This is a genomic window from Hymenobacter rubripertinctus (genome assembly GCF_003583925.1).
Taxonomy (GTDB): Bacteria; Bacteroidota; Bacteroidia; order Cytophagales; family Hymenobacteraceae; genus Hymenobacter; species Hymenobacter rubripertinctus.
This window is the reverse complement of sequence record NZ_QYCN01000027.1, coordinates 1-23,996: the sequence shown is the minus strand read 5'-3', so window position 1 is coordinate 23,996 and position 23,996 is coordinate 1. Positions and strand designations below refer to the sequence as shown.

At 61.1% G+C, this 23,996-nt stretch carries 20 protein-coding genes; 7 read left to right on the top strand and 13 right to left on the bottom strand.

What is annotated here, in order from left to right; genetic code table 11:
• Nucleotides 1-115: 115 nt before the first annotated feature.
• Complete coding sequence (rpsT, locus tag D0T11_RS15890) at nucleotides 116-373, bottom strand: 30S ribosomal protein S20 (RefSeq protein ID WP_088463877.1); 258 nt, start codon at nucleotides 371-373, stop codon at nucleotides 116-118.
• Between the two features lie 375 nt (nucleotides 374-748).
• Here rpsT and D0T11_RS15885 point away from each other — a divergent pair, with 375 nt between their 5' ends.
• Complete coding sequence (locus tag D0T11_RS15885) at nucleotides 749-1,735, top strand: YheT family hydrolase (RefSeq protein WP_119656791.1); 987 nt, start codon at nucleotides 749-751, stop codon at nucleotides 1,733-1,735.
• Between the two features lie 642 nt (nucleotides 1,736-2,377).
• Here the strand turns inward: D0T11_RS15885 and D0T11_RS15880 are convergent.
• From D0T11_RS15880 to D0T11_RS15835, 9 genes are all read right to left on the bottom strand, one after another.
• The gene (locus D0T11_RS15880; protein WP_119656790.1) at nucleotides 2,378-6,046 is read right to left on the bottom strand and encodes an ABC transporter permease/M1 family aminopeptidase; all 3,669 of its coding nucleotides are present in this window, start codon (nucleotides 6,044-6,046) and stop codon (nucleotides 2,378-2,380) included.
• A 69-nt stretch (nucleotides 6,047-6,115) separates the two neighbouring features.
• Nucleotides 6,116-7,018, bottom strand: coding sequence for an ABC transporter ATP-binding protein (locus D0T11_RS15875; RefSeq protein WP_119656789.1), 903 nt, complete (start codon nucleotides 7,016-7,018; stop codon nucleotides 6,116-6,118).
• A gap of 313 nt (nucleotides 7,019-7,331) precedes the next feature.
• Complete coding sequence (locus D0T11_RS15870; protein WP_119656788.1) at nucleotides 7,332-8,819, bottom strand: serine hydrolase; 1,488 nt, start codon at nucleotides 8,817-8,819, stop codon at nucleotides 7,332-7,334.
• Nucleotides 8,820-9,271: 452 nt separating this feature from the next.
• Nucleotides 9,272-10,117, bottom strand: coding sequence for an IS3 family transposase (locus D0T11_RS15865; RefSeq protein WP_182888449.1), 846 nt, complete (start codon nucleotides 10,115-10,117; stop codon nucleotides 9,272-9,274).
• 20 nt (nucleotides 10,118-10,137) lie between these two features.
• The gene (locus tag D0T11_RS15860; protein WP_119656786.1) at nucleotides 10,138-10,425 is read right to left on the bottom strand and encodes a transposase; all 288 of its coding nucleotides are present in this window, start codon (nucleotides 10,423-10,425) and stop codon (nucleotides 10,138-10,140) included.
• Between the two features lie 714 nt (nucleotides 10,426-11,139).
• Nucleotides 11,140-11,484 carry a hypothetical protein gene (locus D0T11_RS15850; protein WP_119656784.1) on the bottom strand — a complete coding sequence of 115 codons (345 nt, stop codon included), beginning with the start codon at nucleotides 11,482-11,484 and terminating at the stop codon, nucleotides 11,140-11,142.
• A gap of 152 nt (nucleotides 11,485-11,636) precedes the next feature.
• Complete coding sequence (rsmG, locus tag D0T11_RS15845) at nucleotides 11,637-12,257, bottom strand: 16S rRNA (guanine(527)-N(7))-methyltransferase RsmG (protein WP_119656783.1); 621 nt, start codon at nucleotides 12,255-12,257, stop codon at nucleotides 11,637-11,639.
• A gap of 140 nt (nucleotides 12,258-12,397) precedes the next feature.
• Nucleotides 12,398-13,015, bottom strand: coding sequence for an RNA polymerase sigma factor (locus D0T11_RS15840; protein WP_119656782.1), 618 nt, complete (start codon nucleotides 13,013-13,015; stop codon nucleotides 12,398-12,400).
• Nucleotides 13,006-14,127 carry a glycosyltransferase gene (locus tag D0T11_RS15835; protein WP_182888448.1) on the bottom strand — a complete coding sequence of 374 codons (1,122 nt, stop codon included), beginning with the start codon at nucleotides 14,125-14,127 and terminating at the stop codon, nucleotides 13,006-13,008. The genes D0T11_RS15840 and D0T11_RS15835 overlap by 10 nt, the downstream gene beginning before the upstream one ends.
• Nucleotides 14,128-14,297: 170 nt before the next feature.
• Between D0T11_RS15835 and tgt the strand changes: the two genes are divergently transcribed.
• From tgt to D0T11_RS15820, 3 genes are all read left to right on the top strand, one after another.
• Nucleotides 14,298-15,428, top strand: a complete 1,131-nt coding sequence (gene tgt / locus D0T11_RS15830; RefSeq protein ID WP_119656780.1) for a tRNA guanosine(34) transglycosylase Tgt — start codon at nucleotides 14,298-14,300, stop codon at nucleotides 15,426-15,428.
• A gap of 110 nt (nucleotides 15,429-15,538) precedes the next feature.
• Nucleotides 15,539-16,615, top strand: a complete 1,077-nt coding sequence (locus D0T11_RS15825; protein ID WP_119656779.1) for an LptF/LptG family permease — start codon at nucleotides 15,539-15,541, stop codon at nucleotides 16,613-16,615.
• 86 nt (nucleotides 16,616-16,701) lie between these two features.
• Nucleotides 16,702-17,625, top strand: a complete 924-nt coding sequence (locus tag D0T11_RS15820) for a DMT family transporter (RefSeq protein WP_119656778.1) — start codon at nucleotides 16,702-16,704, stop codon at nucleotides 17,623-17,625.
• A 19-nt stretch (nucleotides 17,626-17,644) separates the two neighbouring features.
• Here D0T11_RS15820 and D0T11_RS15815 read toward each other — a convergent pair whose 3' ends face one another.
• Entirely contained in the window at nucleotides 17,645-18,472 is an 828-nt protein-coding gene (locus D0T11_RS15815) for a 4-(cytidine 5'-diphospho)-2-C-methyl-D-erythritol kinase (protein ID WP_119656777.1), read from the bottom strand.
• Nucleotides 18,473-18,680: 208 nt separating this feature from the next.
• Between D0T11_RS15815 and D0T11_RS15810 the strand changes: the two genes are divergently transcribed.
• The 3 genes from D0T11_RS15810 to D0T11_RS15800 all read left to right on the top strand — a co-directional run bounded on the left by D0T11_RS15810 (nucleotide 18,681) and on the right by D0T11_RS15800 (nucleotide 21,490).
• Entirely contained in the window at nucleotides 18,681-19,355 is a 675-nt protein-coding gene (locus tag D0T11_RS15810) for a sugar transferase (RefSeq protein ID WP_119656776.1), read from the top strand.
• Nucleotides 19,356-19,357: 2 nt separating this feature from the next.
• On the top strand, nucleotides 19,358-20,071 hold the full coding sequence (locus D0T11_RS15805) for an acetyltransferase (RefSeq protein ID WP_182888447.1): 714 nt from the start codon (nucleotides 19,358-19,360) through the stop codon (nucleotides 20,069-20,071).
• A gap of 273 nt (nucleotides 20,072-20,344) precedes the next feature.
• Nucleotides 20,345-21,490, top strand: coding sequence for a DegT/DnrJ/EryC1/StrS family aminotransferase (locus D0T11_RS15800; protein WP_119656774.1), 1,146 nt, complete (start codon nucleotides 20,345-20,347; stop codon nucleotides 21,488-21,490).
• 110 nt (nucleotides 21,491-21,600) lie between these two features.
• Here the strand turns inward: D0T11_RS15800 and D0T11_RS15795 are convergent, their stop codons facing one another.
• Both D0T11_RS15795 and D0T11_RS15790 read right to left on the bottom strand, forming a co-directional pair.
• Nucleotides 21,601-22,758, bottom strand: a complete 1,158-nt coding sequence (locus D0T11_RS15795) for a trans-sulfuration enzyme family protein (RefSeq protein WP_262681985.1) — start codon at nucleotides 22,756-22,758, stop codon at nucleotides 21,601-21,603.
• 106 nt (nucleotides 22,759-22,864) lie between these two features.
• Nucleotides 22,865-23,785 carry a tetratricopeptide repeat protein gene (locus D0T11_RS15790; protein ID WP_182888446.1) on the bottom strand — a complete coding sequence of 307 codons (921 nt, stop codon included), beginning with the start codon at nucleotides 23,783-23,785 and terminating at the stop codon, nucleotides 22,865-22,867.
• Between the last annotated feature and the right edge of the window lie 211 nt (nucleotides 23,786-23,996).

Genomic DNA, 23,996 nt, shown 5'->3' with positions numbered 1-23,996 from the left:
TGCGCTCAGGATGACGTTCGTTCTGCTAACAGCCAACGACCTTGCCACACGAGAGCAAGGCCCGACGCTTGCGCACCGGGCCTTGCCTATACAAGAGCAGATAGCCGTTTGCTACTTACGCAGCCAGCGACTTCACGAACTTGGCCAGCTTCGACTTGTTGTTAGCGGCTTTGTTCTTGTGAATGATGTTCTTCTTGGCCAGACGGTCCAGCATCGACGATACTTTCTGGAGCAGCTCCTGGGCGGCCGAAGCATCGGTGGAGGCCCGCAGCTTCTTGATAGCGGTGCGGGTAGATTTTGCCTGGTAACGGTTCAGTACGCGCTTAGCTTCGTTGGAACGGATGCGCTTGAGGGCCGATTTATGGTTTGCCATGGGGTATGAAAATGATCTTCTGCTCGAATTCAGTTCAAATGAGGAGTGCAAAGGTAAGGCTTTGCCGCTAATTCGCAAACCGTTTTAAGGAATGGAATGGCCAGAAGCCCCATAAGCCGCCAAAACAGCTGTTTCAGGCCCGCACGCAGCACTTGGCCCTTAGCACTTGAAGGATACGGCCGCTACTTTTGCCGACAGCTCCTGCCGTTTGTGCCGCCCCAGTGGCGGGGGTAAGTCCCTGCTTCGGTTCGGGCCATTCGTTCGGCATGCCTGACTTTTTTGCCGTAGTTTGCTCATCCGATGCACTTTCCGCGTATTTTTCTCTTGCCTGCCGCCGGGCGTTTCTGACTGCGCCTCGTCTTTGCTGCTTCTGCTATGCCCCTCGTTGCCGCTTCCACGTATCAGCCGCCGTTCTACCTGTTCAACGGCCACCTGCAAACCATTGTGCCCAGCCTCTGGCGCACGGTGCCCGAGGTGCACTACCAGCGCGAGCGGGTGGAAACCGAGGACGGCGACTTTCTGGACCTCGACTGGTCGGCGCGGCCCGACGGGCAGCCGACTGATACGCTGGCCATCGTGTCGCACGGGTTGGAGGGGGATGCGGGGCGGCCCTACGTGCGCGGCATGGTGCGGGCCCTCAACCACGCCGGCCTGGATGCCCTGGCCTGGAACTACCGCAGCTGCGGCGGCGAAATGAACCGGCTGCTGCGCTCCTACCACCTCGGCGACACCGACGACCTCGACTTTGTGGTGCGTTATGCCCTGGGTACGGCCCGCTACCGCCGGGTATTCCTGACGGGCTTCTCGGCCGGCGGCAACGTAACGCTCAAGTACCTGGGCGAAAACGCCGGCCGCGTACCGCGCGAAGTGCAGCGGGCCGCTGTGTTCTCGGTGCCCACCGACCTGCGGGCCAGTTCCTACCACATTGCCCGCCTCGAAAACCGCGTGTATCAGCGGCGCTTCATGAAGTCGCTGCGGGAGAAGATGCGCCAGAAAGCTGCCCTGCTCCCCGGCCAGGTGGACCTGACGGACCTGGAACTGCTGCAAAACTTCCCGGAGTTCGACGACCGGTTCACGGCCCCCATACACGGCTTCCAGTCGGCCGAGGATTACTACACCCACGCCAGCTCCGGCCGCTACCTGAGCGGCATTCGGGTACCCACGCTGCTGGTCAACGCCCAGAACGACCCCTTCCTGCCCGCCAGCTGCTTCCCCCGCGACGTGGCCGCCGCCAGCCCCTACGTGTTCCTGGAAACCCCCACCGACGGCGGCCACGTCGGTTTCGGCGAGGGCGCGCCCGATGGCGACTACTACTCCGAACGCCGGGCCGTGGAATTTTTAACGAGCGAGGTGCCGGGGTGATTCTCCCTCACTTGTGTGGTTGCTTCTCACAAGCTGCTCATCTATTATATGGGTGTTTAAAAGGATAGTCGAACGCTCCATTAGCTTATCGTCTCAAAGCCAGATAGAATCTGATAACGAACCCTTATCGGAACCTATCTAACAGGTAGTTACTGTTTAGATTATCGTGTTTTTGGCTTGAAGGCCAAGGTAGTTGAATTTGAAACCCTTCGAAATGGGAGACGCTACCCCGGCGCTGAATGCTTAAAAGTTGCCTTGTTTCCTGCATTTAGTAGGGAAGCCTCAAAAAGTGAGGCGGTAATAGTAACCATCAGGCGATAGACGTTGCTTACGGAGCCGTTACTAAACCCAACTTCCCCACTGTAATGAGCCCCATTTACGCCTGTAGAAGATGTTGTGTTGAAATGGTTGGCAGGCCGTTAGTACACCACTAATTTCTACGCAAGCAACGCCGGGTCAAACAACCTGAATCTGCCACAACCCGGTCCCACAGACATTCCTTTTTAGGAGGCCGTTGGTTTACCGCGGAAAGGGCCGCCAAAAGTATAATTGGCGGCCCCGCAGTAGCCAGGCGGATCAGCGGTAGTTGGGGCCTCGCTTCCACTATTTCTTTTCAAGCAATTATCCGTTCTAAAGCAAAAGTTAGAACTCCTTGACGTTGTCGTCTAGGCGCCGGTCGATAATCATGTTGTACGGGTCAACGGCGACGGATGCGGGCTTTTTGTTCACCACGAAGCGCAGCTTGTTGTCGCCGGCGCGTAGGCGGCGTTTCACCAGCAGCAGCGGCGGAACCGGCTTCTTGTCCTTGCCCAGCTCCGGAAAAATGGCCACGGGCAGTGCGTCGCGCGACTGGTCGGCGGGGCGTTGGTTGCCCAGGCTGTCGGCGTAAAACTTGGCCGAGCTCACCGTGAAGTCGACCTGGTACTGGCCGTTGGGCAGCTTCTTGCTGGTGGCAGCCGTCACGCGGTTATCGAACAGGGTGATGCGCTCGAATAGGTCGGTGATAAAGGGCTGGAGCGAATCGGGCGCGGCCCGGCGCAGGTAGCCGATAAACTCCGGCGAGTTGGTGTAGGGTGGCGACTGATAGGCCACGGCGGCCACGTACTTTTTCAGCGCGCCGTTCAGCTTGTCCTCGCCCAGGTAATCCTGCAGCGCATACATCACCACCGAGCCTTTGCGGTAGTGAATGTATTGCTGGTTTTCGACCAGCGCCAGCGGCACTTCCTTTTTCTGCTCGAAGCCGCGGCCCTGCAAGTAGCGGCTCATATCGAACTTGAGGAAGCGCTGCATGGTGGTGGGGCCGTTGTGGTGGCGCAGCACCATCAGGGCAGTGTATTCGGCCAGGGCCTCCGACATGAGCGTGCTGCCCTGCACAGCGCCGCCCACCACCTGGTGGCCCCACCACTGGTGCGCCACCTCGTGGGCCGTCACATAGTAGGGCATGTTCAGGTCCTGCGGGTCGTTGTCATCCACGTCGGCCACGAAGCCAATGGCCTCGGAGAACGGAATGGTATTGGCAAAGCTCTGGGCAAAGGCTGCGTACTGCGGGAACTCCAGGATGCGCACCTGCCGGTGCTGGTAGGGCGAGAAATTCCGGGAGCAGTACGCCAGCGCGTCTTTGGCGCCCTCGGCCATGCGCTTGAGGTTGTACTCGTGGCCCGGCTGGTAGTAGATGGTAATGGGGATGGTGCGGCGGCCGGCAGTGTCTACCCACTCGGCCTTGTACTGCTGGTAGCGGGCCGAGAGGAAGGTATAGAAGTTTTTCATGGGCCGGTCCATCACGTAGGTGAAGTAGCGGCGGCCGTCCTGGGTCCATTCCTTTTGGAGGTAGCCGGGGGCCACGGCCGTCTGGTCGGCCTCAGTGCTCACGGTAGTCCGGAAGCGTATCCAGTCGGCATCGGTGCTGATGTAAGTATTCTGGCGGGCCTTGAGGTCATCGACCCGGGCCATGCGGGGCTTGGGCTGGAGGCCGTAGTTTTTGCGGTCCTGGTCGTCGCTTAGTTCGGCTTCTTCGCGGTAGCCCAGGCCGGGCAGGTAGCCGTTGTTGATGAAGGTGCCGTTCTGCACGATATCCGTGTTGGAGCCCGCGTTGGGGAAGCCGCGCTCCTGGTAAAACAGGTCCAGGGTCAGGGCCAGCGAGTCGCCGGGGGCCAGGGGCCGGGCCAGGCGGTAGATGCGGAAGCCAAACGTGGTGTCGTTGAGCGCCAGCGTGGCCTGGCCGGGCGCGCCCAGCGTGAGGCTGCGCACGCGGGGGTTCCGCTCGATGGGCAAACTCACAATCACCGAATCCAATGCCTGCGGGTGCTTATTCACCAGCATAAACTCGCCCCGGAACCGCACGGCGCGGGTGCTGGGAAAGATTTCCGTGTTCAGGCTCACGGCCGTAACGCGGGGCTGCGGCACGTTTTTGTAGCGGCGGTATTGCTGCTCGTAGGCCAGCTGCTGTTTTTCGCCGGCCTTGGGGCTGAGGTACTTGTTCAGCACGTTGGTATTATAAAAGATGTAGGCCCCGGTGCTCAGGCTCACGAGCAGGCCCAGCGCCAGGGTGGCGGTGCTGCCGGTGCCCCAGCGGCGGCGGGCTTCGCGCAGGCGGCCGGTAGTGTCGGTGCCGCGCACCCAGAGCAGCGTAGCGGCCAGCCCCAGCAGCAGGGCCACGCCGGCCCACAGCAGCTTGGTCCACCAGAAGGCGGGCAGGAAATGGCCGTAGCCGTTCATGGCCGAGTACGGGCCGGGCGTGGTGCCGCCCCCAAAATCGAACAGCCGGTGGCCCAGGCCGATTTGCGGCCGGAACTGGTCGGCCAGGTAATACACCACGATGACGGCGAAACCCAGGTACTTGTTGTTCACCACCACCTGCGTCACCATGGCCAGCACGCACAGCAGCAGCAGATACGGCAGCTGGTAGAGAAACAGCGCCTGGAAGTACAAGCCCAGCTCGTAGTTGAAGTAACCCTTGAAGGTCTGAATAACCAAGCCGCACACCAGCACCACGGCCATGAGCACCACCTGCACCAGCCAGAGCGCGGCCAGCTTACTCAGAAACGGCACCCAGTTGGGGATGGGCACGGCGTCGGCAATCTGGGCCACGCCGGCCTGGCGCTCGCGCCACACCAACTCGCCGCTGTAGAAGATAATGATGGCAAACAGGAACAGGAAAAAGGGCCCGCTGGCGATGGTCAGGTACTGGTTGGTAACCGGGAACGTGGGCGTGTCAAACGTTTTGCCGGCCTGGGCAGCGGTGGCCAGCAGCACAATAACGCCGGCGCCCGCAATGGCCGCGAAGTAGCGGCTGCGCACGATACCCCGGAACTCCAGCTTGGTCAGGCTCCACCACTGGCTCACACTCAGGCCCCGGCTGAAAACCTGCGTCACATGGGGCAGCAGGCGAAGCCCACCAGCTACTTGGCCGGCGGGGTTGGCCTCGGCCAAGGTGCCCGCAGCGGCTGCGGAGGCATGTTGCCCCTTCTTCGACACCTTTTCCGAAGCCAGCGCCGAGAATCGGAACCGGGCGTAGCAAAACGCCAGCAGCCCCAGCCCGAAGCTCAGCCACACCGCACGATTGAGCAGCAGGTAGCTGGACATGGGCACCAGCAGCGTGTTTTTTTCCGGCGCCGTGAGGTAGCGCGTGGTGAAGCTCAGGGCCGCGAGGCCGAAGGCATCCAGCGCCGCCACCAGGTGCTCGTTTTTGAGGTCGCGCAGGTAGGCGTTGGCCACCAGGTAGCCCACCAGCAGCAGCACGGCCCCAATGTAGGTACTCAGAATATTGCGCGTGAGCGTGGCCGTGGTGAAGAAAATGGCGCCCGTAAACAGCAGGTTGGGCAGCACCAGCGTGAGGTAGGGCCACACGTAGGTGCCCAGCGGGGTGCTGGCCAGAAACCGGTCTTTTTCTACCCAGGGCATGACGCCCGCCAGCGCAATGCCCAGGCCCAGCCCGCTGAACACGAGCACCGCAATTAGGTACGAGCCCAGAAAACGCCCGCCCAGGTAGCCCATTTTGCTGATGGGCGTGGTATAGAACAACGGGTGGGTACGGTATTCAAAGTCGCGGTACACCGGGTTGCCCATGAGCGAGGAGGCGATGATGACGCCAAATACGCTCAGGACCATCACCGTGATGGACACCGAAAAAGGGGAGTTGATTTTCACTGCCTGCCCGTCGCCGCCGATGGTCACATCGGTACCCGCCCCAAAGCCGCCGCCCGCCGCCGTCACCAGCAGAAACGCCAGTGTGAACAGGATGGCAAAGTAAATCCAGGTGGCCGGCCGCTTGAGCCGGTATTTCAATTCGAAAAGAAGGATGGGGAGAAACATGCGTTTGAATTAAAAATTATGCGTTAAAAATTAAAAATGAGGTGGGCATAGGCTGCCCAAAAGAGCTCATTAGGCCATGACGGGGCCATTCTTAATTCTCAATTCATAATTTTTAATTTCCGAGAAGTACACGTCCTCTAAATCTGGGTTCACGGCTTCGAAGCCGCTATCGGGCGCGGAATCGGCCAGGACGTGGACCACGGTTTTGCCGGCAAACAGCCGTGAGCTGATGACCTGCGTGGCTGACTGCAACGCGGGCAATTCGGCCTTCTCAATGAGCTTTTTCCAGATTCGGCCACTGAGGTTGTTCATCACCGTCAGCGGGTCGCCGGTGAGCAACACTTCGCCCTTGTTGATGATGGCCATGTGGCGGCACAAGTCCGACACATCGCTCACAATGTGGGTGCTGAGAATAACCACCAGGTTTTCGCCAATCTCCGAAAGCAGGTTGTGGAAGCGGTTGCGCTCCTGCGGGTCGAGGCCGGCCGTGGGCTCGTCCACGATGATGAGGCGCGGGTTGCCGAGCAGCGCCTGGGCAATGCCGAAGCGCTGCTTCATGCCACCAGAATAGCCGCCCACGTGCTTTTTGCGCACGTCGTAGAGGTTGGTTTGGTGCAGCAGGGCGGCCACCATTTCCTTGCGCTCCTTGCTGCTGGCAATGCCTTTGAGGGTGGCGAAATGGTCGAGCAGTTCCTCGGCGCTCACGCTGGGGTACACGCCAAACTCCTGGGGCAGGTAGCCCAGCACGCGCCGTACGGCTTCTTTGTCGCGCAGCACGTCGATGTCGTCGAGGTGAATGGAACCCGTATCGGCGTCCTGCAGGGTGGCGATGGTGCGCATCAGGCTGGATTTACCCGCGCCGTTGGGGCCCAGCAGGCCAAACATGCCCGTGGGGATGTTCAGGCTGACGTTTTTGAGCGCCTGGGTCCCGTTGGGGTAAGTTTTGGAGAGGTTGGTAATGGTAAGGGCCATGCGTGAGTAGAGAAAAAGGCGTTTAACAAGGGACAGACGTAGCTTAATCGGAAAATAACTGCGGGTACTGCCGGATCTGTGATGCAAAACCTCAACGGGCAGTTGCCTAGAACCTGAACTCTGCTGGTTGTTACTGCTTTCAGCATTTCGTCCCGGCGGTTTCGAGGCTAATGCCCAAGCCCCGGGCTCAGACTCCACACGGGTTTCAATGCCCAGCATGCCGGCCCGTGCAGCAGACTGGTTCAGCAGTCAATTGGGCGGCGGAGTTGTTTTTACCTTAGACCTCTCGCTCCGCTACCTCCAGTGCTCCGGCTCACGGCTGCTGCAGGTACTCCGCGGCCGTACGGTTCTGGGGATTCAGTTGCAGGGCGCGCGTGTAGTGCCGGGAGGCCAGCTTCCGGTTACCCAGCGCGGCGTAGGTTTCGGCCAGGCTGTCGTAGGTATTGGCGCTGGTAGGGTAGAGGCGCACATTAAGCTGAAATACGGCCAGTGCGTCGGTCAGCTGGCCTTGCTCGATCAGCGAATAGCCCCAGGCGTTGATGGCGTCCTCGGGTAGAGCATAGGTAGGGGTGCGGCGGCGAGCCTGCTTTACTTCTTCCTCCAAGTGCGAAAAGCCCCGTTGGCGCACGCGGCGGTGCAGCGCACGCAGGGTGGGCGGCAAGCCGAAGCCGTCAACCGCCCGCATGTCAGGCAGGTAACAGGCGGCCAGCGCGTCCACGAACCGATCCGGGTTGGCGCCCTGCAAGTTGGTCAGCACTACGATGGCCAACTCGTCCTGGGGGTAGAGAAATACGGCAGAGCGGCCGCCACCCACCGGCGCCACGGCTGGGTGCTCGGCCCGCGAAACGGTGGGCCAGCCCAGGGCATAGCCGGTAAGCTTGCCACCAAAGCCGCGCTGCGAGCCGTCGGTGAGAAGGCCGGGCGTCCAGAGCGCCAGAAGACTCTGAGGCTGCAGCAGCTTGCCTCGCTGCAAGGCGACCAACCAGCTAGCTATTTCCTGTGCCGTGGAGCTCATGCCGGCGGCCGGGCGCAAAGAGGGCGGAAACACTTCGAACAGGTTGCGCAGCTGTGGGCTCCGGCGCCGCTGCCCGTCCACGTACTGGGTGTAGGTGTAGCCGCGGGCACCCTGGGGCAGCACGTCGTGGGCGTCACCGATGCTGGTATGCGGCATACCCACCACCTCAAGCTGCCGCTGCTGGATAAACTGGGCAAAGGGCTGGCCGCTGAGCTTTTCGATGAGGCGCCCCAGTAGCAGGTAGTTGGTTTGGTTGTAAGCGAATTGCTGACCGGCCGGGAAGTCCAGCGGCTGGGTTTGCACCTGGGCCCAGGCAGTTTTTTCATTGTTTTCTGTTACCAGGGCATCCTCGGGCAGGATGTCAGGCAGGCCGGAGGTGTGGGTGAGCAGCTGCCGAACGGTGACCGGATGCCAGGTAGCGGGCAGTTCGGGCAGGTAGCGCCCGACTGGCGCGGCCAGATCGAGCTGGCCGGTTTCTACCAATTGCATCACGGCCACGCCCACAAAGGCCTTGGTGATGGAGTTGAGGAAAAAGGGGGTTTGCGTGGTCACTGGCACTGAATCCTGCACGTTGGCCAGGCCATAGTTGCCCAGCTTAACAAGCTGGCCGTGGCGCACCACGGCTAGCTGCACCCCCGGAATGCGCAGCTGCCGCATAGTCCGTTGCACCAGTTGATCGACGCTATCGGGAGCAGATTGGGCCTGAGTAGCCGAGTTGAGGCAGAGCAAGAGCGTCAGCACTACGCCCGTAGTACGCAACCAGAACAGATGCCGGGAATTCTTCATAGGTAGTGATGAGAGTAAAACAAGACGAATGACAGTACCCCCTGCCTGAGCTCGCAGCAGCCGGTCATAGCGAACTGGGGTGTCCAAATCTACATATAGATCCTTGTTATGCAAGGTAGTGTTAGAAAACAATTTATTTCCTGTAGAATACAGTCCGCCCGCCGCATCCAGGCCCCTCTTGGGGTTTATTTTCAACCCAGCTACCATGAGGTGAGCTAGATGTATTGTCCCGCAGAGTGATGGTCTGTTTTCCGGGCTATAATCGTGCGGCCGCCGCGCTCCACCCTCTCCGCATCAAGCAACCCATTACCAAGCAGAGTAGGGCCCTAAAATTGAGCATTATCGACAATGGCCGGCGCCCTCGTTTTAAAACGCCACCTTACTCTATATGCTGGGCGGTTGAGTCCGCCGCGCCAGTAGCTCCCTGTACTACTCCCCAAAAACTGGACAGTTTAGGAGGGGTTTGTTAAGCAAATGGGTTGGGGGCTGAAGGTAGGGTTTTGGGCATAGATTTGCGCAGGTGTTTGGCCCTTCAAGCCTTGGTGAGGCCGCTGATGGTTGTAGTAGCTGAAGTAGGCTTGGAGCTGTTCGTAGAGGTGGCCGCCATCRGTGGCCGGGTTGAGGTARACGCATTCCCATTTAACCGARCGCCARAGCCGYTCGATGAAGGCATTATCCGTGGCCCGGCCCCGCCCGTCGCGGCTGATTTGRCAGCCCGCCGCCAGCAAGGCCTGCTCGAAGAGTTGACTGGTAAACTGGCTAGCCTGGTCGGAGTTGAAGATGTAGGGGGCCGGCTGGGTGGCCAGTGCCGCGTCCAGCGCGCTCAGACAAAAGCCCACGTCGAGCGTGTTGCTCAGCTCCCAGCTGAGCACGTAGCGCGAGTGCCAGTCCAACACGGCCACCAGATACAGGAAGCCTCGGGCCATGGGAATGTAGGTAATGTCGGTGCTCCACACCTCGTTAGGAGCACTCAGTACCCGTTCGCGCAACAGATACGGATAGCGCGTCACGCCCTGGCCGGGCACACTCAGGCGCGGTTTGGGATAAACCGGCTCCTGGCCCATAAGCCGCACGAGACGGCGCACCCGTTTTTCATTGACCTGATAGCCCGCCAGGCGCAGGTGGTCGCGCAGACCCAACACGCCCTTGAAGTTGTGGCGCATAAACTCCTCGTCGAGCAGGCGCATGAGCGTCAGGTTCAGATCCGTTTCGCCCCGGGGCTGGTAGTAATAGCTGCTGCGCGCCAGGCCCAGGGCCTGGCAGCGGGCCTGTACCGAGCCTGCCTCACTGGCCTGCACCAGGGCGCGTTGTTGGGCGACTACCAGGTGGGTAGCGTTTTTTTTAGCAGCTGGTTTTCCATCTCCAGCCGGCCGATAGCGGCATACAAGGGCTCGAGGTCGGGCGGGGCCGGCGTGCTGGCCACCGCGTCGGTGAACACCTGCGCCGCCTGCTGGCGCAGGTGCAGCTTCCAGCGGCTAATTTGGGGCACCGACAGCTGGTAGCGGGCGGCCAGTTCGGCCAGCGGCTGCCGCTCCGTCAGGGCGGCTAAGGCCACTTCTGCCTTGAACTCAGCAGTGAAGCGGCGACGGGTGCGTTTTGGGTTCATGGACTTGACTAAGATAGCCACCACAAACTGTCCAAACTTTGGGGAGTACTACAGCCGGCGTGGTACTTTGGAGGGGAATAGGCTTCATTTTGGGCGTTTACGAAACTCATTCTTCCGGCCAGTTTCGTAAACTTTGAATCGTAGACGAGTTTCTTAAACTCGCCCTATCCTATTGGGGCCAGCTGGCCACCAGCTGCTGAGCTGATTCCTGCCGTTCACCGAAAGGAGCGCATTTCTATCCTGAATGGCGAACTTGTGCCCTACGATGCGGTACCTCTGGCTCTTTTTGGCATACCTGCTCTTACTCGGGTGCCAGCGTGCTGCGCTGGGCACATACACCGATTCCTGCACCCTGTACCACCGCCCGGCGGTCGTGCTCACGCTGCATCCAGACCATACTTTTGCGTACCGATTTCAGTACGTTGATACCCTCATCACGGGCACATGGCGCCAAATGCACGACACCCTGACGTTGCGTTCGGCCTTTTTCCTGCGGCCTCAACGGCCCCTGACTCCGGTGGTCAAATACACGGCTCAGCTAGGCCTTGACCGATTCGCCAAGCGCGGAAAAAGGCTTGTGCCACTCACGGATACCATCGACCCAGTAAAGGGGTGCTTCTTGCAACGCCGTTAAGAACTTCAAAAACTCGAACAACTGCGTCTGTGCAAAGGGTCCGAAGGTAGATGCTGTGTTCAGTTGAAAGAACATTTTCGTTATAGGCACTTGACTAGGACTGTATCCGTCACGGTGTGTGCCTTGTCGGTGTAAGTGCCGCGCACGATGAGACTTGCTTCGGGGCAGCCGCCCTTGATGGTTACCTGAAAAGTCCGGTTGGGTGCTTCGTTCCCAGAATACCAGAGGTTGTAGCCCGCTTCCTCGCCAATTGCTCCCATGAGTTGCGGGTTTTCAAGCAATCCATCTTTGACGGTAAACAGGAACTGGGGCGTACGAATAAAAATGAAATACCCCAAGCATCCCAACGGAAGGACAAAGCAGAGGGCAATAAAGTAGTACGAGAAGCGGTTTAGTTGCGCTAAAAACGCCATAAATCGATTCATAAGGACAGTTGTTGAAGGCTTAACAACTTAAAATGACAGGGATAAAACGGTCCTGCTTGTGTCGCTAAACTCGTTCAGCAAAACGGTGATTTGAGTAAACTAAAGGCCCCATAACATTTTACAAACCGTCGTTCAAAAAACGTATGTAAACCCTACGCCGGCACCACCACCACCTTCTTCGTCTCGAAAAACTCCTCGGCGAAGAAGTCGCTCAAATCCGTCACCTGGGCTTGGAGGCCCGACTCGGCAATTTCCTCGGTCAGGTCGCCGCCTTTGAGGTAGTAGAGGCCGCTGTTCGGGGCCGCTTCGGCGCGGGGCTTGTAGCGGTGGGCAATCCAGGTGTGGAAGGTGGCCAGGCGGGCCACGGCGCGGCTCACGATGTAGTCGTACTTGGGGCGCAGCTGCTCGGCCCGGATTTGCTCGGCCGTCACGTTGGTCAGGTGCAGGGAGTGAGCCATTTCCTGCACGGCCTTGATTTTTTTGCCGATGCTGTCTACCAGGTGAAATTTCACCTCCGGGAACAGGATGGCCAGCGGCAGGCCCGGCAGCCCGCCCCCCGTGCCCACATCGAGCACCGAGGAGCCGGGCGCGAACTCGACCACCTTGGCAATGCCGAGCGAGTGCAGCAGGTGGCGCTCCTCCAGGTTGTCCATGTCGGGACGGGCCACGAGGTTGAACCGCTCGTTCCAGTCCCGGAACTCGGTTTCGAGCTGCCGGAACTGCTGGCGCTGGTGGTCGGTGAGGTGGGGGAAGTAGTGGTCGAGCAGGTTCATGGGTAGTTTTTGGGGGCTGACAACCAAAAGAACTGTCATTCCGACGAAGGAGGAATCTGGAGCAACGTCAGCGAACAGACTGTTCAAGGACTTGACTCAGATTCCTCCTTCGTCGGAATGACAGTTCTGGTGGCTTCTGCTTAAATGATTTCCTTTTTGCCCTTCACCATGTCATAGAGCAGTTCGCGGGCGCGGTGCAGCTGGGCTTTCACGGTGCCGAGGGGGGCTTTGAGCTCGGTGGCAATTTCCTCGTAGCTCAGCTCGTCGAAGTAGCGCAGCGTAACCAGGCGCTGGTACTTATCGGGCAGCCGCGACACCACGTGCTGCATGATTTCGATTTTCTGGTTCTTGATGGTTACCTCCTGCGGATTCAGGTTCTGGTCGCGGAAGTCGATGGTAATTTCGTCGCCGTTATCAATCTTGATAGCCGAGTCAATCGACATCGTTTTGATTTTATTCTTGCGAATAAAGTCGATGCAGTTGTTGGTGGCAATGCGAAAGAGCCAGGTGCTGAAGGCAAATTCGGGGTTGAACTTGTGCAGGTTGCGGAAGGCCTTGGCGAAAGCCTCAATGGTGAGGTCGTCGGCGTCGTCGGCGTTGCGCACCATTTTGAGCACCACATGGTACACCGGCTTCTTGTAGATCTGCATCAGCTCGGCATACGCTTTTTCGTCGTTCTGCTCCACGGCGGCACGAATCAGCTTGAAGTCGTGCTTGGCTTTGGCAGAAAACTGTTTTTCCTGATTATTTACTTCCATCGGAGCGTACGGTAGAGGAACAAGGAGATTCCCAGGGCGAGATAATAAAAAAAATACACTGCGTCGAGGACGGGCAACCAACCCACCGGCAGCTGCTCCCCGAGACGGCGGTTGAGCGGCTGATAGGCGGCCAGTAGTACGCCGGTACGCGCGAGGTACACCGTAGTCAAAGGTATCCAATCGGCGGGAAAAAACAGCAGTCCGATGGCCGTACCATAAAAGAGCAGGTTGGCTCCCACGAAGGTTCCGATGCGCACCCGGTCGGCGAAGCGGTACTGGCGGCCGGCCGAGAGGTGGCGCCGTTTCTGCCGCCACCACGCCCCCCAACTGGTAGCCGGCTGGCTGAGCGTGTGCGCCCCCGGCTCGGCCACCACGGCCGCCCGGCCCCCGGCCGCCACGGCGTCCTGCACCAGCAGGTCGTCGTCGCCGCTGAGCGTGCGGATGTGGGAGGCAAAGCCCTTCGTGGACTGGAAAACCGCTTTGGTGTAGCCCAGGTTTCGGCCCACGCCCATATAAGGCCGGCCCCGCCAGGCGAACGACAAATACTGTGCGCCCGTGAGCAGGGTTTCAAACCGGATTAACTTATTCAGAAAGCCCGGCTCCCCGGCGTAGGCCGAGTAGCCGAGCACCAGATCGGCGGGTTGGGCAAAGCCGCGCTGCATGTACCTGAGCCACTGGTTGGTGGCCGGAATGCAGTCGGCATCGGTGAACAGCAGGCGGGCATGGCGGGCGGTTTTGATGCCCAGGGTGAGGGCGTATTTTTTCGGGGCCAGGCCGTCCGGGGTGCGCGTAACGGTGACCAGGTGCACGTTCGGGTAGTACGCCACCAACTGCTGGGCAAACAGGTAGGTGTCGTCGCTGGAGCGGTCGTCGATGAGGATGATTTCGAAGCCGGCCGGATAGTCTTGCCGCAGCAGCAGGGGCAGCAGCTGGCGCAGGTTTTCCAGCTCGTTGTGGGCGCACACCAGCACCGACACGGGCTCGTCGTCGGGGCCGGCGGCGGGCTCGGGCGGGCGGCGGGCGAAGGGCCGGAAGTAGTAGGCCGCGTAGTAGCACTGCACCAGCACGGTGGCCAGCAGCAGCCAGATGGCCGGGGAAAGCGAGAAAGACAAGGGGCAGCGGGTATTTCGAACCGCAAAAGTAGGCATTCGGCGTACCTTTGCAGCCGGATTAGTTATCGGTTGCCAGTTGTTGGTTGTCAGTTGTCAGGTACTTTCTCTTGGTATCTAACAACTGACAACCAACAACTGCCAACCGACAACTGACAACTTAGCCTCCCCGCATGACCTTCGACCTGCTCACCACTGACCCGCATTCCAAAGCCCGCGCCGGCGTGGTGCACACCGCCCACGGCGCTATTGAGACGCCCATTTTTATGCCCGTGGGCACGGCCGGCACCGTGAAAGCCGTGCAGCAGCGCGACCTAAAAAACGATATCAAGGCCCAGATTATCCTCGGCAATACCTACCACCTCTACCTGCGCCCCGGCCTGGAAGTCATCAGCAAAGCCGGGGGCCTGCACAAGTTCAACGGCTGGGACGGCCCCATCCTCACCGACTCGGGCGGCTACCAGGTGTACTCGCTCAGCGGCACGCGCAAAATCAAGGAGGAAGGCGTGAAGTTCCGCTCCCACATCGATGGCTCCCAGCATTTGTTCTCGCCCGAGGGCGTGATGGACATTCAGCGCACTATCGGGGCCGATATCATCATGGCCTTCGACGAGTGCACGCCCTGGCCCTGCGCCTACGACTACGCCGCCCGCTCCCTGGACATGACCCACCGCTGGCTCAAGCGCTGCATTGCCCGCTTCGACAGCACCGAGGGCCACTACGGCTACTCCCAGACCCTGTTCCCGATTGTGCAGGGCTCCACGTTCAAGGATTTGCGCATTAAGTCGGCCGAGTTTGTGGCCGAGCAGGGCCGCGAAGGCAATGCCATTGGCGGGCTGAGCGTGGGTGAGCCGGCCGAGCTGATGTATGAAATGACCGAGCTGGTCTGCGACATTCTGCCCCAGGACAAGCCCCGCTACCTGATGGGCGTGGGCACGCCGGCCAATATTCTGGAAAATATTGCGTTGGGGGTGGACATGTTCGACTGCGTGATGCCGACCCGCAACGCCCGCAACGGTATGCTGTTCACCACCCAGGGCATCATGAACATTGCCGCCCGCAAGTGGGCCGACGATTTCGAGCCGATTGACGCGGAGCTGGGCGGCTACGTGAGCACGTTTTACTCGCGCAGCTACGTGCGCCACCTCTTCCACAGCAAGGAAATGCTGGGTCCCCAGGTGGCCTCCATCCACAACCTCACCTTCTACCTCTGGCTGGTGAAGCAGGCCCGCGAGCAAATCCTGGCCGGCACGTTCCGGGAGTGGAAAGAGGTGATGGTGAAAAAGCTGATGACGCGCCTGTAATAGGTTGTCAGTTGCTAGTTATTAGTTGTTAGTTGTTAGTGTGGACGTTGTTCAGACAGACAACTGACAACTGACAACTAGCAACTGACAACTAAAAACTGACAACTCCATTGAAGATTCTCGATAAATACATCCTCAGGAAGTTTCTCACCGCGTTTTTCTTCACGGTGGTGCTGCTCGTATCGGTTATCTGCGTGATTGACTTCACGGAGAAAAACGACGACTTCCTTCAGCACGACCTGGGCGCGTGGCAGATCATTTCGGAGTACTACGTGAACCTGTTTCCGTACTTCGCCAACCTGCTCTCGCCCATCACCGTGTTCATTGCGGTGGTGTTCGTGACGGCCCAGCTGGCTTCGCGCACCGAGGTAGTGGCTATGCTGGCCTCGGGCATCAGCTTCAAGCGGTTTCTGCTGCCCTACATCATGGGCAGCGCCATCCTGGGCGCCCTCACGCTGGCCATGACGGGCTGGCTGATTCCGATGGCCAACAAAACGCGGGTCGAGTTCGAGAAGAAGTACATCAAGAACCCCTACCGCTACAGCGGGCGCAATGTGCACATCAAAATCGGCCCCCAGCAGTATGCGTTCATGGAGAGCTACGACAACGTGAACAACGCGGGCTACAAGTTCGCCCTCGAAACCATTGAGGGCACTTCACTCAGGCGCCGGCTCACGGCCGAGGCCATCACCTGGGACTCCACCAAACAGGCCTGGCACCTCACGCCCCAGCTGCTGCGCACGTTCAGCGGCGAAAAGGAAACCCTCCAAAGCCTGCCCGCCCGCGACACCACCCTCAACCTGTTCCCCAAGGACTTCGCCAGCACCTACCGCCTGGCCGAAACCCTGACCCTGCCCGAGCTCAACCGCTACATCAACCAGAAAATAGCCCGCGGGGCCGACGATACGCAGGTCTACCTGAGCGAGAAATACGAGCGGTTCGCCTACCCCTACGCCATGTTCATTCTCACCGTCATCGGCGTGATTATGAGTGCCCGCAAGAGCCGGGCCGGCGTGGGCGGGCAGATTGCCCTGGGTTTCGTGCTGGCCTTCGTGTTCATTATTTTCGTGATTCTGAGCCGCAACCTGGCCGCCGTGGGCACCCTCACGCCCCTGCTGGCTGCCTGGGTGCCCAGCATCGTGTTCACTATCATCGGCGGCGTGCTCTATCGGGTGATACCGCAGTAGGTGAGCTGCATACTATTTGTCAACCGCCCACTAGCCATCCAAACGCTAACCCAGTCCCCCGGCCTTAACCAGCCTTGCTGCCCCACATGAAAGACTACCTGCGCCTGCATTTTATCGTGTTGCTCTGGGGCTTCACGGCCATTCTGGGCAAGCTGATTTCGGTGCCGCCGGTGGAGCTGGTGTTCTGGCGCACGGCCCTGGCCAGCCTCGGGCTGCTGGCCCTGCTGGTGGTGCGGCGGCGGCCCTGGCGCATTCCGGTGGCCGATGTGCTGCGCCTGCTGGGCGTGGGCGCCATCGTGGCGGCCCACTGGATTGCCTTCTTCCTGGCCGCCCGCCTCTCGTCGGTGAGCGTGAGCCTGGCGGGCATGGCCACGCTGGCCCTCTGGACTTCCCTGCTGGAGCCGCTGGTGCTCTGGCGCAAGGTGCGCGGCTACGAGGTGGCCCTGGGCCTGCTCACCATGGTGGGCCTCTACATCGTCTCGCAGGCCGAGCTGGATCAGCTGCTGGGCCTGGGCGTGGCGATCATTTCGGCGGGCCTGTCGGCGTTGTTCAGCGTGCTCAACTCCAAGCTCGTGCAGCAGCACCCGCCCCTGCGGCTCACGCTGTATGAAATGCTGGGGGCCTGCCTGAGTATCGCGCTGTTTTTCCCGGTCTATAGCCACTACTTCACGGCCGGCAAGGGCCTGCAACTGGCGCTTTCGGGCTACGACTGGCTCTGGTTGCTGCTGCTGGCTGGCGTGTGCACGGTGTACGCCTTCTCGGCCTCGGTGGAGCTGATGAAGCGCATTTCGGCCTTCGTGGTCAACCTCACCATCAACCTGGAGCCGGTGTACGGCATCCTGCTGGCCGTGGGCATGTACACGCTGCACGTGTCGGGCTTCGAGGAAGAAAAACTCTCCCCCGGTTTCTATGCCGGCACGCTTATCATCCTGCTCAGCGTCCTCATTCACCCCGTGCTGGACCGCTGGGACAAGCGCCGCTTGCTCCGGCGCAACCCGGTTACGGCGTAGGGGCGCAGGGTACGCGCCCCTACAACTGCCCGCTCCAAACCGTATAGCCGGCCGGCCACGGCAGGTCCGGGGCGGCGGGCAGGTCGGGAAACAGGCCGTAGACGGCCGAACCGGAGCCCGAGAGGCTGGCGTAGGTGGCCCCGGCAGCGTAAAGCTGCTGCTTGATGTCGCCGAGTATCGGATAGAACGGGGTCAGGGCTTCTTCGAAATCGTTGCTGACGGTGTCGCGCCAGGTGGGCATGGGCGCACTGAGGCTCTGGCGCAAATCGTGGCGTGGGGCGCGGGGCTGCACCCGGGCGTAGGCTTCGGCCGTGCTGATGTGCAGGCCGGGGTACACCACCAGGGCCGGCGTGCCGGTGAGGGCGAGGGCAAAATCCATCTCCTCGAACATATCCCCCCGGGAATGGGCGAAAACGGGCTGGTTGCGGATGAAAAAGGCGCAGTCGGAGCCCAGGCGACGGGCGTAGCTTTCGAGCTGTTCGGGCGTCAGCTTCAACGCAAACTGGCTGTTGAGCGCCTTCAGGGCGAAGGCCGCATCGGCGGAGCCGCCTCCCAGCCCGGCCCCGATGGGCACGCACTTGTGCAGGTGCAGCTGCGCCGGGGGCAGGTCGAAATCAGCGGCCAGCAGCGCGTAGGCTTTTACGCACAGGTTGGTTTCCGGCGCACCGGGCACCGGAATACCGCTGAGCGTGAGGTCGGTTTTGGCACCCCCGGCCGCGGGCAGCACCTCAAAGGCGTCGGACCAGGGCAAGGGCACGAACACCGATTCGAGGTTGCGGAAACCATCGGGCCGCAGACTGGTGATGTAGAGGCCCAGGTTGAGCTTGGCGTTGGGGAAGACGAGCATGGGGATTGAAAAGCTGTTAGCTGTTAGCTGTCGGCTGTTAGCTTTGGGGAGGAATCAGTCCGCAATATTCTAAGTTCTGGCAGGAATTCGCGGTTTTCAGACTAGCAACAACTGCTGACGCCGTATTCCGACCAATTTTGGCCATCTTTTTCATCTGTCCACCCACCACGCCTTGGCCCGCCCAACGAAAGCTAACAGCTATCAGCTAATGGCTAACAGCTCAAAAAGCTGGTACGCCCGCCGTGGCAAGCGCCTGCTCGATGTGGTGCTGGCAGCCCCGGCCCTGCTGCTGGCCGGGCCGCTGCTGCTGCCCCTGGCGGCGGCCCTGGCCTGGCAGAACGGGGGTGCGTGGCTGTTCCGCCAGCCCCGCCCGGGGCTGGGCGGGCGGGTTTTTTCCTTCTACAAGCTCCAGACCATGACCGACCGGCGCGACGCCCGGGGCCAGCCGCTGCCCGACGCCGAGCGCCTGCCCCGCCTGGGCCGCTGGGTGCGGGCCACGTCCCTGGACGAGCTGCCCCAGCTCTGGAACGTGCTGCGCGGCGACCTGAGCCTGGTGGGTCCGCGGCCGTTGCTGGTGCAGTACCTGCCGCTGTACTCGCCCGAGCAGGCCCGCCGCCACGCCGTGCGGCCCGGCATTACGGGCTGGGCCCAGATCAACGGCCGCAACGCCATCAGCTGGGAACAAAAGTTCGCGTTCGACGTCTGGTACGTCGATAACCTGTCGTGGCAACTGGATCTGCGGATTCTGCTGCGCACCGTGGCCCGGGTGCTGGGCGCGCGCGGCATCACGGCGGCCGGCCAGGCCACCACTGCCGCCTTCACCGGCTCGCCCCCACCGGCGGCGTCTGCTACTTCTGCTACTTCCGAACCTTCTGCTTCCTGACCGTGCACATCTCCTCTTCGTCGCCTGCTCCCGCCCTTACCCGTCCGCCCGAGCTGGTGGTACCGCGCCAGCTGGCCATTTTTGGGGCCGGCGGGCTGGGCCGGGAAATCCTGGTGCTGGTCCGCCAGCTCAACGCCCTGCGGCCCACCTGGGAGCTGACGGGCTTCTACGACGACCAGCCGCCCGCTACCGACCTGATCCACGGCCTGCGCTACCTCGGCACTGCCCACGACCTCAATGCCACCCCCACCCCGCTGGCCGTGGCCGTGGCCGTGGGCAGCAGCCGGAGCCGGGCCGCCGTGGTGGGCCGGCTCACCTCGCCGTGGCTAAGTTTTCCGACCCTCATTCACCCCGGCGTCAGCACCGAATCGTTCCAGCACCTGCACATCGGGCCGGGCTGCCTCATCACCCAGGGCTGCGTGCTCACCACCGATATCCGCCTGGGCCGGCACGTGCTCCTGAACCTGGGCTGCACCGTGGGCCACGACGCCGTGCTGGACGATTTCTGCTCCCTGATGCCCCACGCCAACGTGGGCGGCGCGGCCCACCTGGCCGAAGGCGTATACCTGGGCACCAACGCCACCGTGCTCAACCAGGTACGCGTGGGCGCGCGCACCGTGCTCGGGGCCGGGGCCGTGGCCATCCGCGACCTGCCCGCCGACTGCACCGCCGTGGGCGTGCCGGCCCGGATACTGACGCCGCCGGTCACGCGTTAACAGTTTGTTCGTTGTCAGTTGTTGGTTGCTAGTTGTTCGTTGCCAGTTGTCAGTTGTCAGTTGTCGGTTGTCAGTTGTTCGTTGCCAGTTGTTCGTTGCCAGTTGTCAGTTGTCAGTCAGAACTTTATATAAACACTGACAACTGACAACTACAATCTGACAACTGACAACTACTATCTGACAACTACAATCTGACAACTGACAACTACAATCTGACAACTTTAACTACCACCGCGCCGCCTTTTTTGCGGACCTTCGCGGCTACCCCCGCTTATGCATAGTCAGGATTACGACCGTTTATACCTCTCCCCGCCCCACCTCGGCCGCCATGAGCTGAACTATCTGCACAAGGCCATTGAGGACAACTGGGTAGCGCCCGTCGGCCCGAACCTGGACGGCTTTGAGCGCGACGTGTGCGAGTTTACCGGCGTAGCGCACGCGGTGGCCCTCACCTCGGGCACGGCCGCCATCCACCTGGGGCTGCGGCTGCTGGGCGTAGGCCCCGGCGACGAAGTGCTCTGCCCCTCGTTCACGTTCGTGGCTACGGCCAACCCCATCACCTACCTGGGCGCTACGCCCGTGTTCATCGACAGCGAGGCCCAGACCTGGAACATGTGCCCCGAACGGCTGCGCGAAGCCCTGGAAGACCTGCGCCGCCAGAACCGCCGCCCCCGGGCCCTCATTCTCGTCCACCTCTACGGGATGCCCTGCCGGCTGCGCGAAATTCTGGCCGTGGCCACCGAGTTTGAGGTGCCCGTGCTGGAAGATGCCGCCGAAGCCCTGGGCTCCACCTACGAGGGCCGGCCCCTGGGCTCGTTCGGGGCCGTAGGCGTATTTTCCTTCAACGGCAATAAAATTCTGACCACCAGCGGGGGCGGCATGCTGGTAACCAACAACGCCGCCTGGGCCAAAAAAGCCCTATCCTGGGCCACCCAGGCCCGCGACGCCGCGCCCCACTACCAGCACTCGGAGCTAGGCTACAACTACCGCCTGAGCAACCTGCTGGCCGGCATCGGGCGGGGCCAGATGGGTTTGCTGGCTGACCGGGTGAAAAAGCGCCGCGAAATCTACGCCTGGTACCAGAACAAGCTCCGGGACCTGCCCGGCCTGTCCTTCGGCCCCGCCGAACCCGCCGGGGGCCGCAGCAACCGCTGGCTCTCCTGCCTGCTCCTCGACCCGGCCCAAACCAGCGTCACGCCCGATCAGCTGCGCCTGCACCTGGAAACCCACAACGTGGAAAGCCGCCCGCTCTGGAAACCCCTGCACCTCCAGCCCCTCTTCGCGGGCCTGCCCCTATACGGCGGCGCAGTTTGTACTGATTTATTTACCCGCGGCCTCTGCCTGCCCTCCGGCTCGGCCATGACCGATACCGACCTGCGCCGGGTAGCCGCCGCCGTACGGGCCTTGTTTCCCGCCTGAAATCAGCACAAACTCTCGGCTAGCAGTATATAAAGTTCCGTTGACAGTTTCTGAAGCACAAAGCCTCCGGTTGTCAGTACAAGAATTATATCGGCAGTATAACCGGCGCGCTACTTTTTGTCCAGGGCCTGCTGCAAATCCAGCAGCAGTTCTGCCGCCGGTTCGATGCCCACGCTCAGCCGTACCAGCCCGGCCGTGATGCCCAGCTCCTGACGCTGCTCCTCGCTCAGGGCCCGGTGCGAAGTACCGGCTGGGTAGGATAGCGACGAATCGACGCCGGCCAGGGACGGCGCGAAGGGGAACCGCTGGCTGGCCCGCATGAAGCGGCTCACGGCCTCCGTGGTGTCGTCGGCCAGCCGGAACGAGACCATGCCGCCAAATTGGCCGGCACCCTGGGCGGCGGCCAGCGCATGCTGGGGGTGCTGGGGCAGGCCCGGGTAGAATACCTCTCCCACGGCCGGGTGGCGGGCTAGCAGTTCGGCTACGGCCTGGGCATTGCGGCAGTGGGCTTCCATGCGCAGGCGCAGGGTTTTGAGGCCCCGCACGGCCAGCCAGCTTTCCATCGGACTCAACGTGAGCCCGAACAGCGTGCCCAACTGCTTGAGGCGGGCAGCATCCTCGGCGGTGCGGGCCACCACGGCCCCGGCCGTTACGTCGGAGTGGCCAGCCACGTACTTGGTCACGCTGTGCATCACCAGGTCGGCGCCGTGCTCGAAGGGGCGGGTGATAACGGGCGAGGCAAACGTATTATCCACCACCAGCTTCAGGCCCAGGGCGTGGGTGGCTTCGGCGGCGGCGCGCAGGTCGGCCACGCGCAGCAGGGGGTTGCTGATGGTTTCGCAGAGCAGCAGCCGGGTGCGGGGCTGCATGTAGGCCGCCAGGTTGGTCGTCAGCTCCTCAAACGGCACGTAGCTCACCGTGATGCCCAGCCGGCTCAGCTCCTGGTTCAGCAGCGACGAGGAACCCCCGTAGATGTCGGCGGCGCACAGTACATGGTCGCCGGCCGCGCAGTACGTCATCAGGGCCGCGAAAATGGCCGCCATGCCCGAGCCGGTGGCCACCGCGCCCGCGCCGCCTTCCAGCCGCGTGAGGGCCTCGGCCAGCTCGTCGGAGTTGGGGTTGCCGTTGCGCGAGTACAGGTAGCGGCTGCCCGGTTCCCCAAAATACAGCTCCAGCTCGTTGAGGTCCTCGAACTTGAAGACCGACGTCTGGTAGATGGGGGTGATTTTGGGGTGGATTTCCATAGATCCTGATTCGCGCTGATTAATTGTGATGGCGCTGATTTTTCAGCCGCTGGCTTTACTCTTGCCGAACCAAAGATAATCAGCCGAATGAACGTGCCGCTGGCAGCTCAGCCCTTTTAGAGGGTACTTCTCATTTCATCTTCCGAACCTCTTTCCCTAAGTCGGCCGCAGCCGGGCGGCCTTCGGGCAGCTTCTGCAAATCAGCTAAGTACCGTTGGGCTTCGGTTTTATGGTTCAACTTAATTGCCAGCCGCGTGAGGTTAGCCAAAGTCTGCCAGTCGCTTGGGCGGCGGGTATTCGCTTGCTGAAAGAAAGAATAGCCTTTTTCCTCCTGACCCGTCATCGTGTAATACATACCCAGGTTGAAAGGCCCGAGGGAGCTGGCCGGATAATATTCGTTTACCAGTTCGGCCAGCTGCCGGGCTACTTCCGCGTCTTCGGGCGTGTCGGCCTGCCAGTAAGGCAGCATATATTCTTCCAGATTTTCGGGCAGAAACACCGCTTCGGGTTCCGGCAGTGGCTTTCCCTCCTGCCAGCGCCAGGGCTTACCACCAGCCTTCCGTTCAGCCAGGGCTACTGTCAGAACCTCTATTTGCGCGGCTGGCTCGTGGGTCATTTCATAGGATTTAGCTAGTCCGAACCGCATATCAAGCCGCTCGGGAGCTACTTTGATACCCTCCCGCAACGTGGTCCGGGCCGCCGCCAACAATTTCGGCTCATACCCTTCATTCATAGAGCCTATAGCCTTGTCCTTCTGCTGGACCGCCACTCCCCGGCCTGCCGCGGGTGCGTTGCCAACAATTACCCGGTACGCCTGCCGCAGCTGGTAATTAAACTTGGCCACGTACCAATCGGGATTCTGCGGTTCCTTGAGCTGCCAGGCGGCCAGCACCTTCCGCGTCTTGGCGGTATCCCGGGCCTGCATGGCACGGCGGTAGTCAATGGCAAATGTTTGGGCCGCAACTGTCAGTGAGGCACCCAAGCCAAACACCAAAAAGAATAGAAAGCGCATAACCAAACAGCGAATTACGACCGGTAAAAGGTATTGCAAGATAGTAGCTCTCCGGCATCGGGTGGCAGCCGACCATAAAAAAACTGGCGGTGGTATAATGGGAGGTGATTCAGGTTGGCGTTAACCGACGGTTGTGCTCGTCGATGACGAGTTGGATGCGCGTATGGTGCATTTTCTCGCACCGGCTAAACGAGCAGGACTTGCGCACCAACACGCCGCACTTTTGGCGCAACGAACAGTTGATGGCCTC

Coding starts and splice junctions, on each gene's coding strand:
- rpsT (WP_088463877.1), bottom strand. CDS start 373: ATGGCAAACCATAAATCGGCCCTCAAGCGCATCCGTTCCAACGAAGCT.
- D0T11_RS15885 (WP_119656791.1), top strand. CDS start 749: ATGCCCCTCGTTGCCGCTTCCACGTATCAGCCGCCGTTCTACCTGTTC.
- D0T11_RS15880 (WP_119656790.1), bottom strand. CDS start 6,046: ATGTTTCTCCCCATCCTTCTTTTCGAATTGAAATACCGGCTCAAGCGG.
- D0T11_RS15875 (WP_119656789.1), bottom strand. CDS start 7,018: ATGGCCCTTACCATTACCAACCTCTCCAAAACTTACCCCAACGGGACC.
- D0T11_RS15870 (WP_119656788.1), bottom strand. CDS start 8,819: ATGAAGAATTCCCGGCATCTGTTCTGGTTGCGTACTACGGGCGTAGTG.
- D0T11_RS15860 (WP_119656786.1), bottom strand. CDS start 10,425: ATGAACCCAAAACGCACCCGTCGCCGCTTCACTGCTGAGTTCAAGGCA.
- D0T11_RS15850 (WP_119656784.1), bottom strand. CDS start 11,484: ATGAATCGATTTATGGCGTTTTTAGCGCAACTAAACCGCTTCTCGTAC.
- rsmG (WP_119656783.1), bottom strand. CDS start 12,257: ATGAACCTGCTCGACCACTACTTCCCCCACCTCACCGACCACCAGCGC.
- D0T11_RS15840 (WP_119656782.1), bottom strand. CDS start 13,015: ATGGAAGTAAATAATCAGGAAAAACAGTTTTCTGCCAAAGCCAAGCAC.
- tgt (WP_119656780.1), top strand. CDS start 14,298: ATGACCTTCGACCTGCTCACCACTGACCCGCATTCCAAAGCCCGCGCC.
- D0T11_RS15820 (WP_119656778.1), top strand. CDS start 16,702: ATGAAAGACTACCTGCGCCTGCATTTTATCGTGTTGCTCTGGGGCTTC.
- D0T11_RS15815 (WP_119656777.1), bottom strand. CDS start 18,472: ATGCTCGTCTTCCCCAACGCCAAGCTCAACCTGGGCCTCTACATCACC.
- D0T11_RS15810 (WP_119656776.1), top strand. CDS start 18,681: ATGGCTAACAGCTCAAAAAGCTGGTACGCCCGCCGTGGCAAGCGCCTG.
- D0T11_RS15800 (WP_119656774.1), top strand. CDS start 20,345: ATGCATAGTCAGGATTACGACCGTTTATACCTCTCCCCGCCCCACCTC.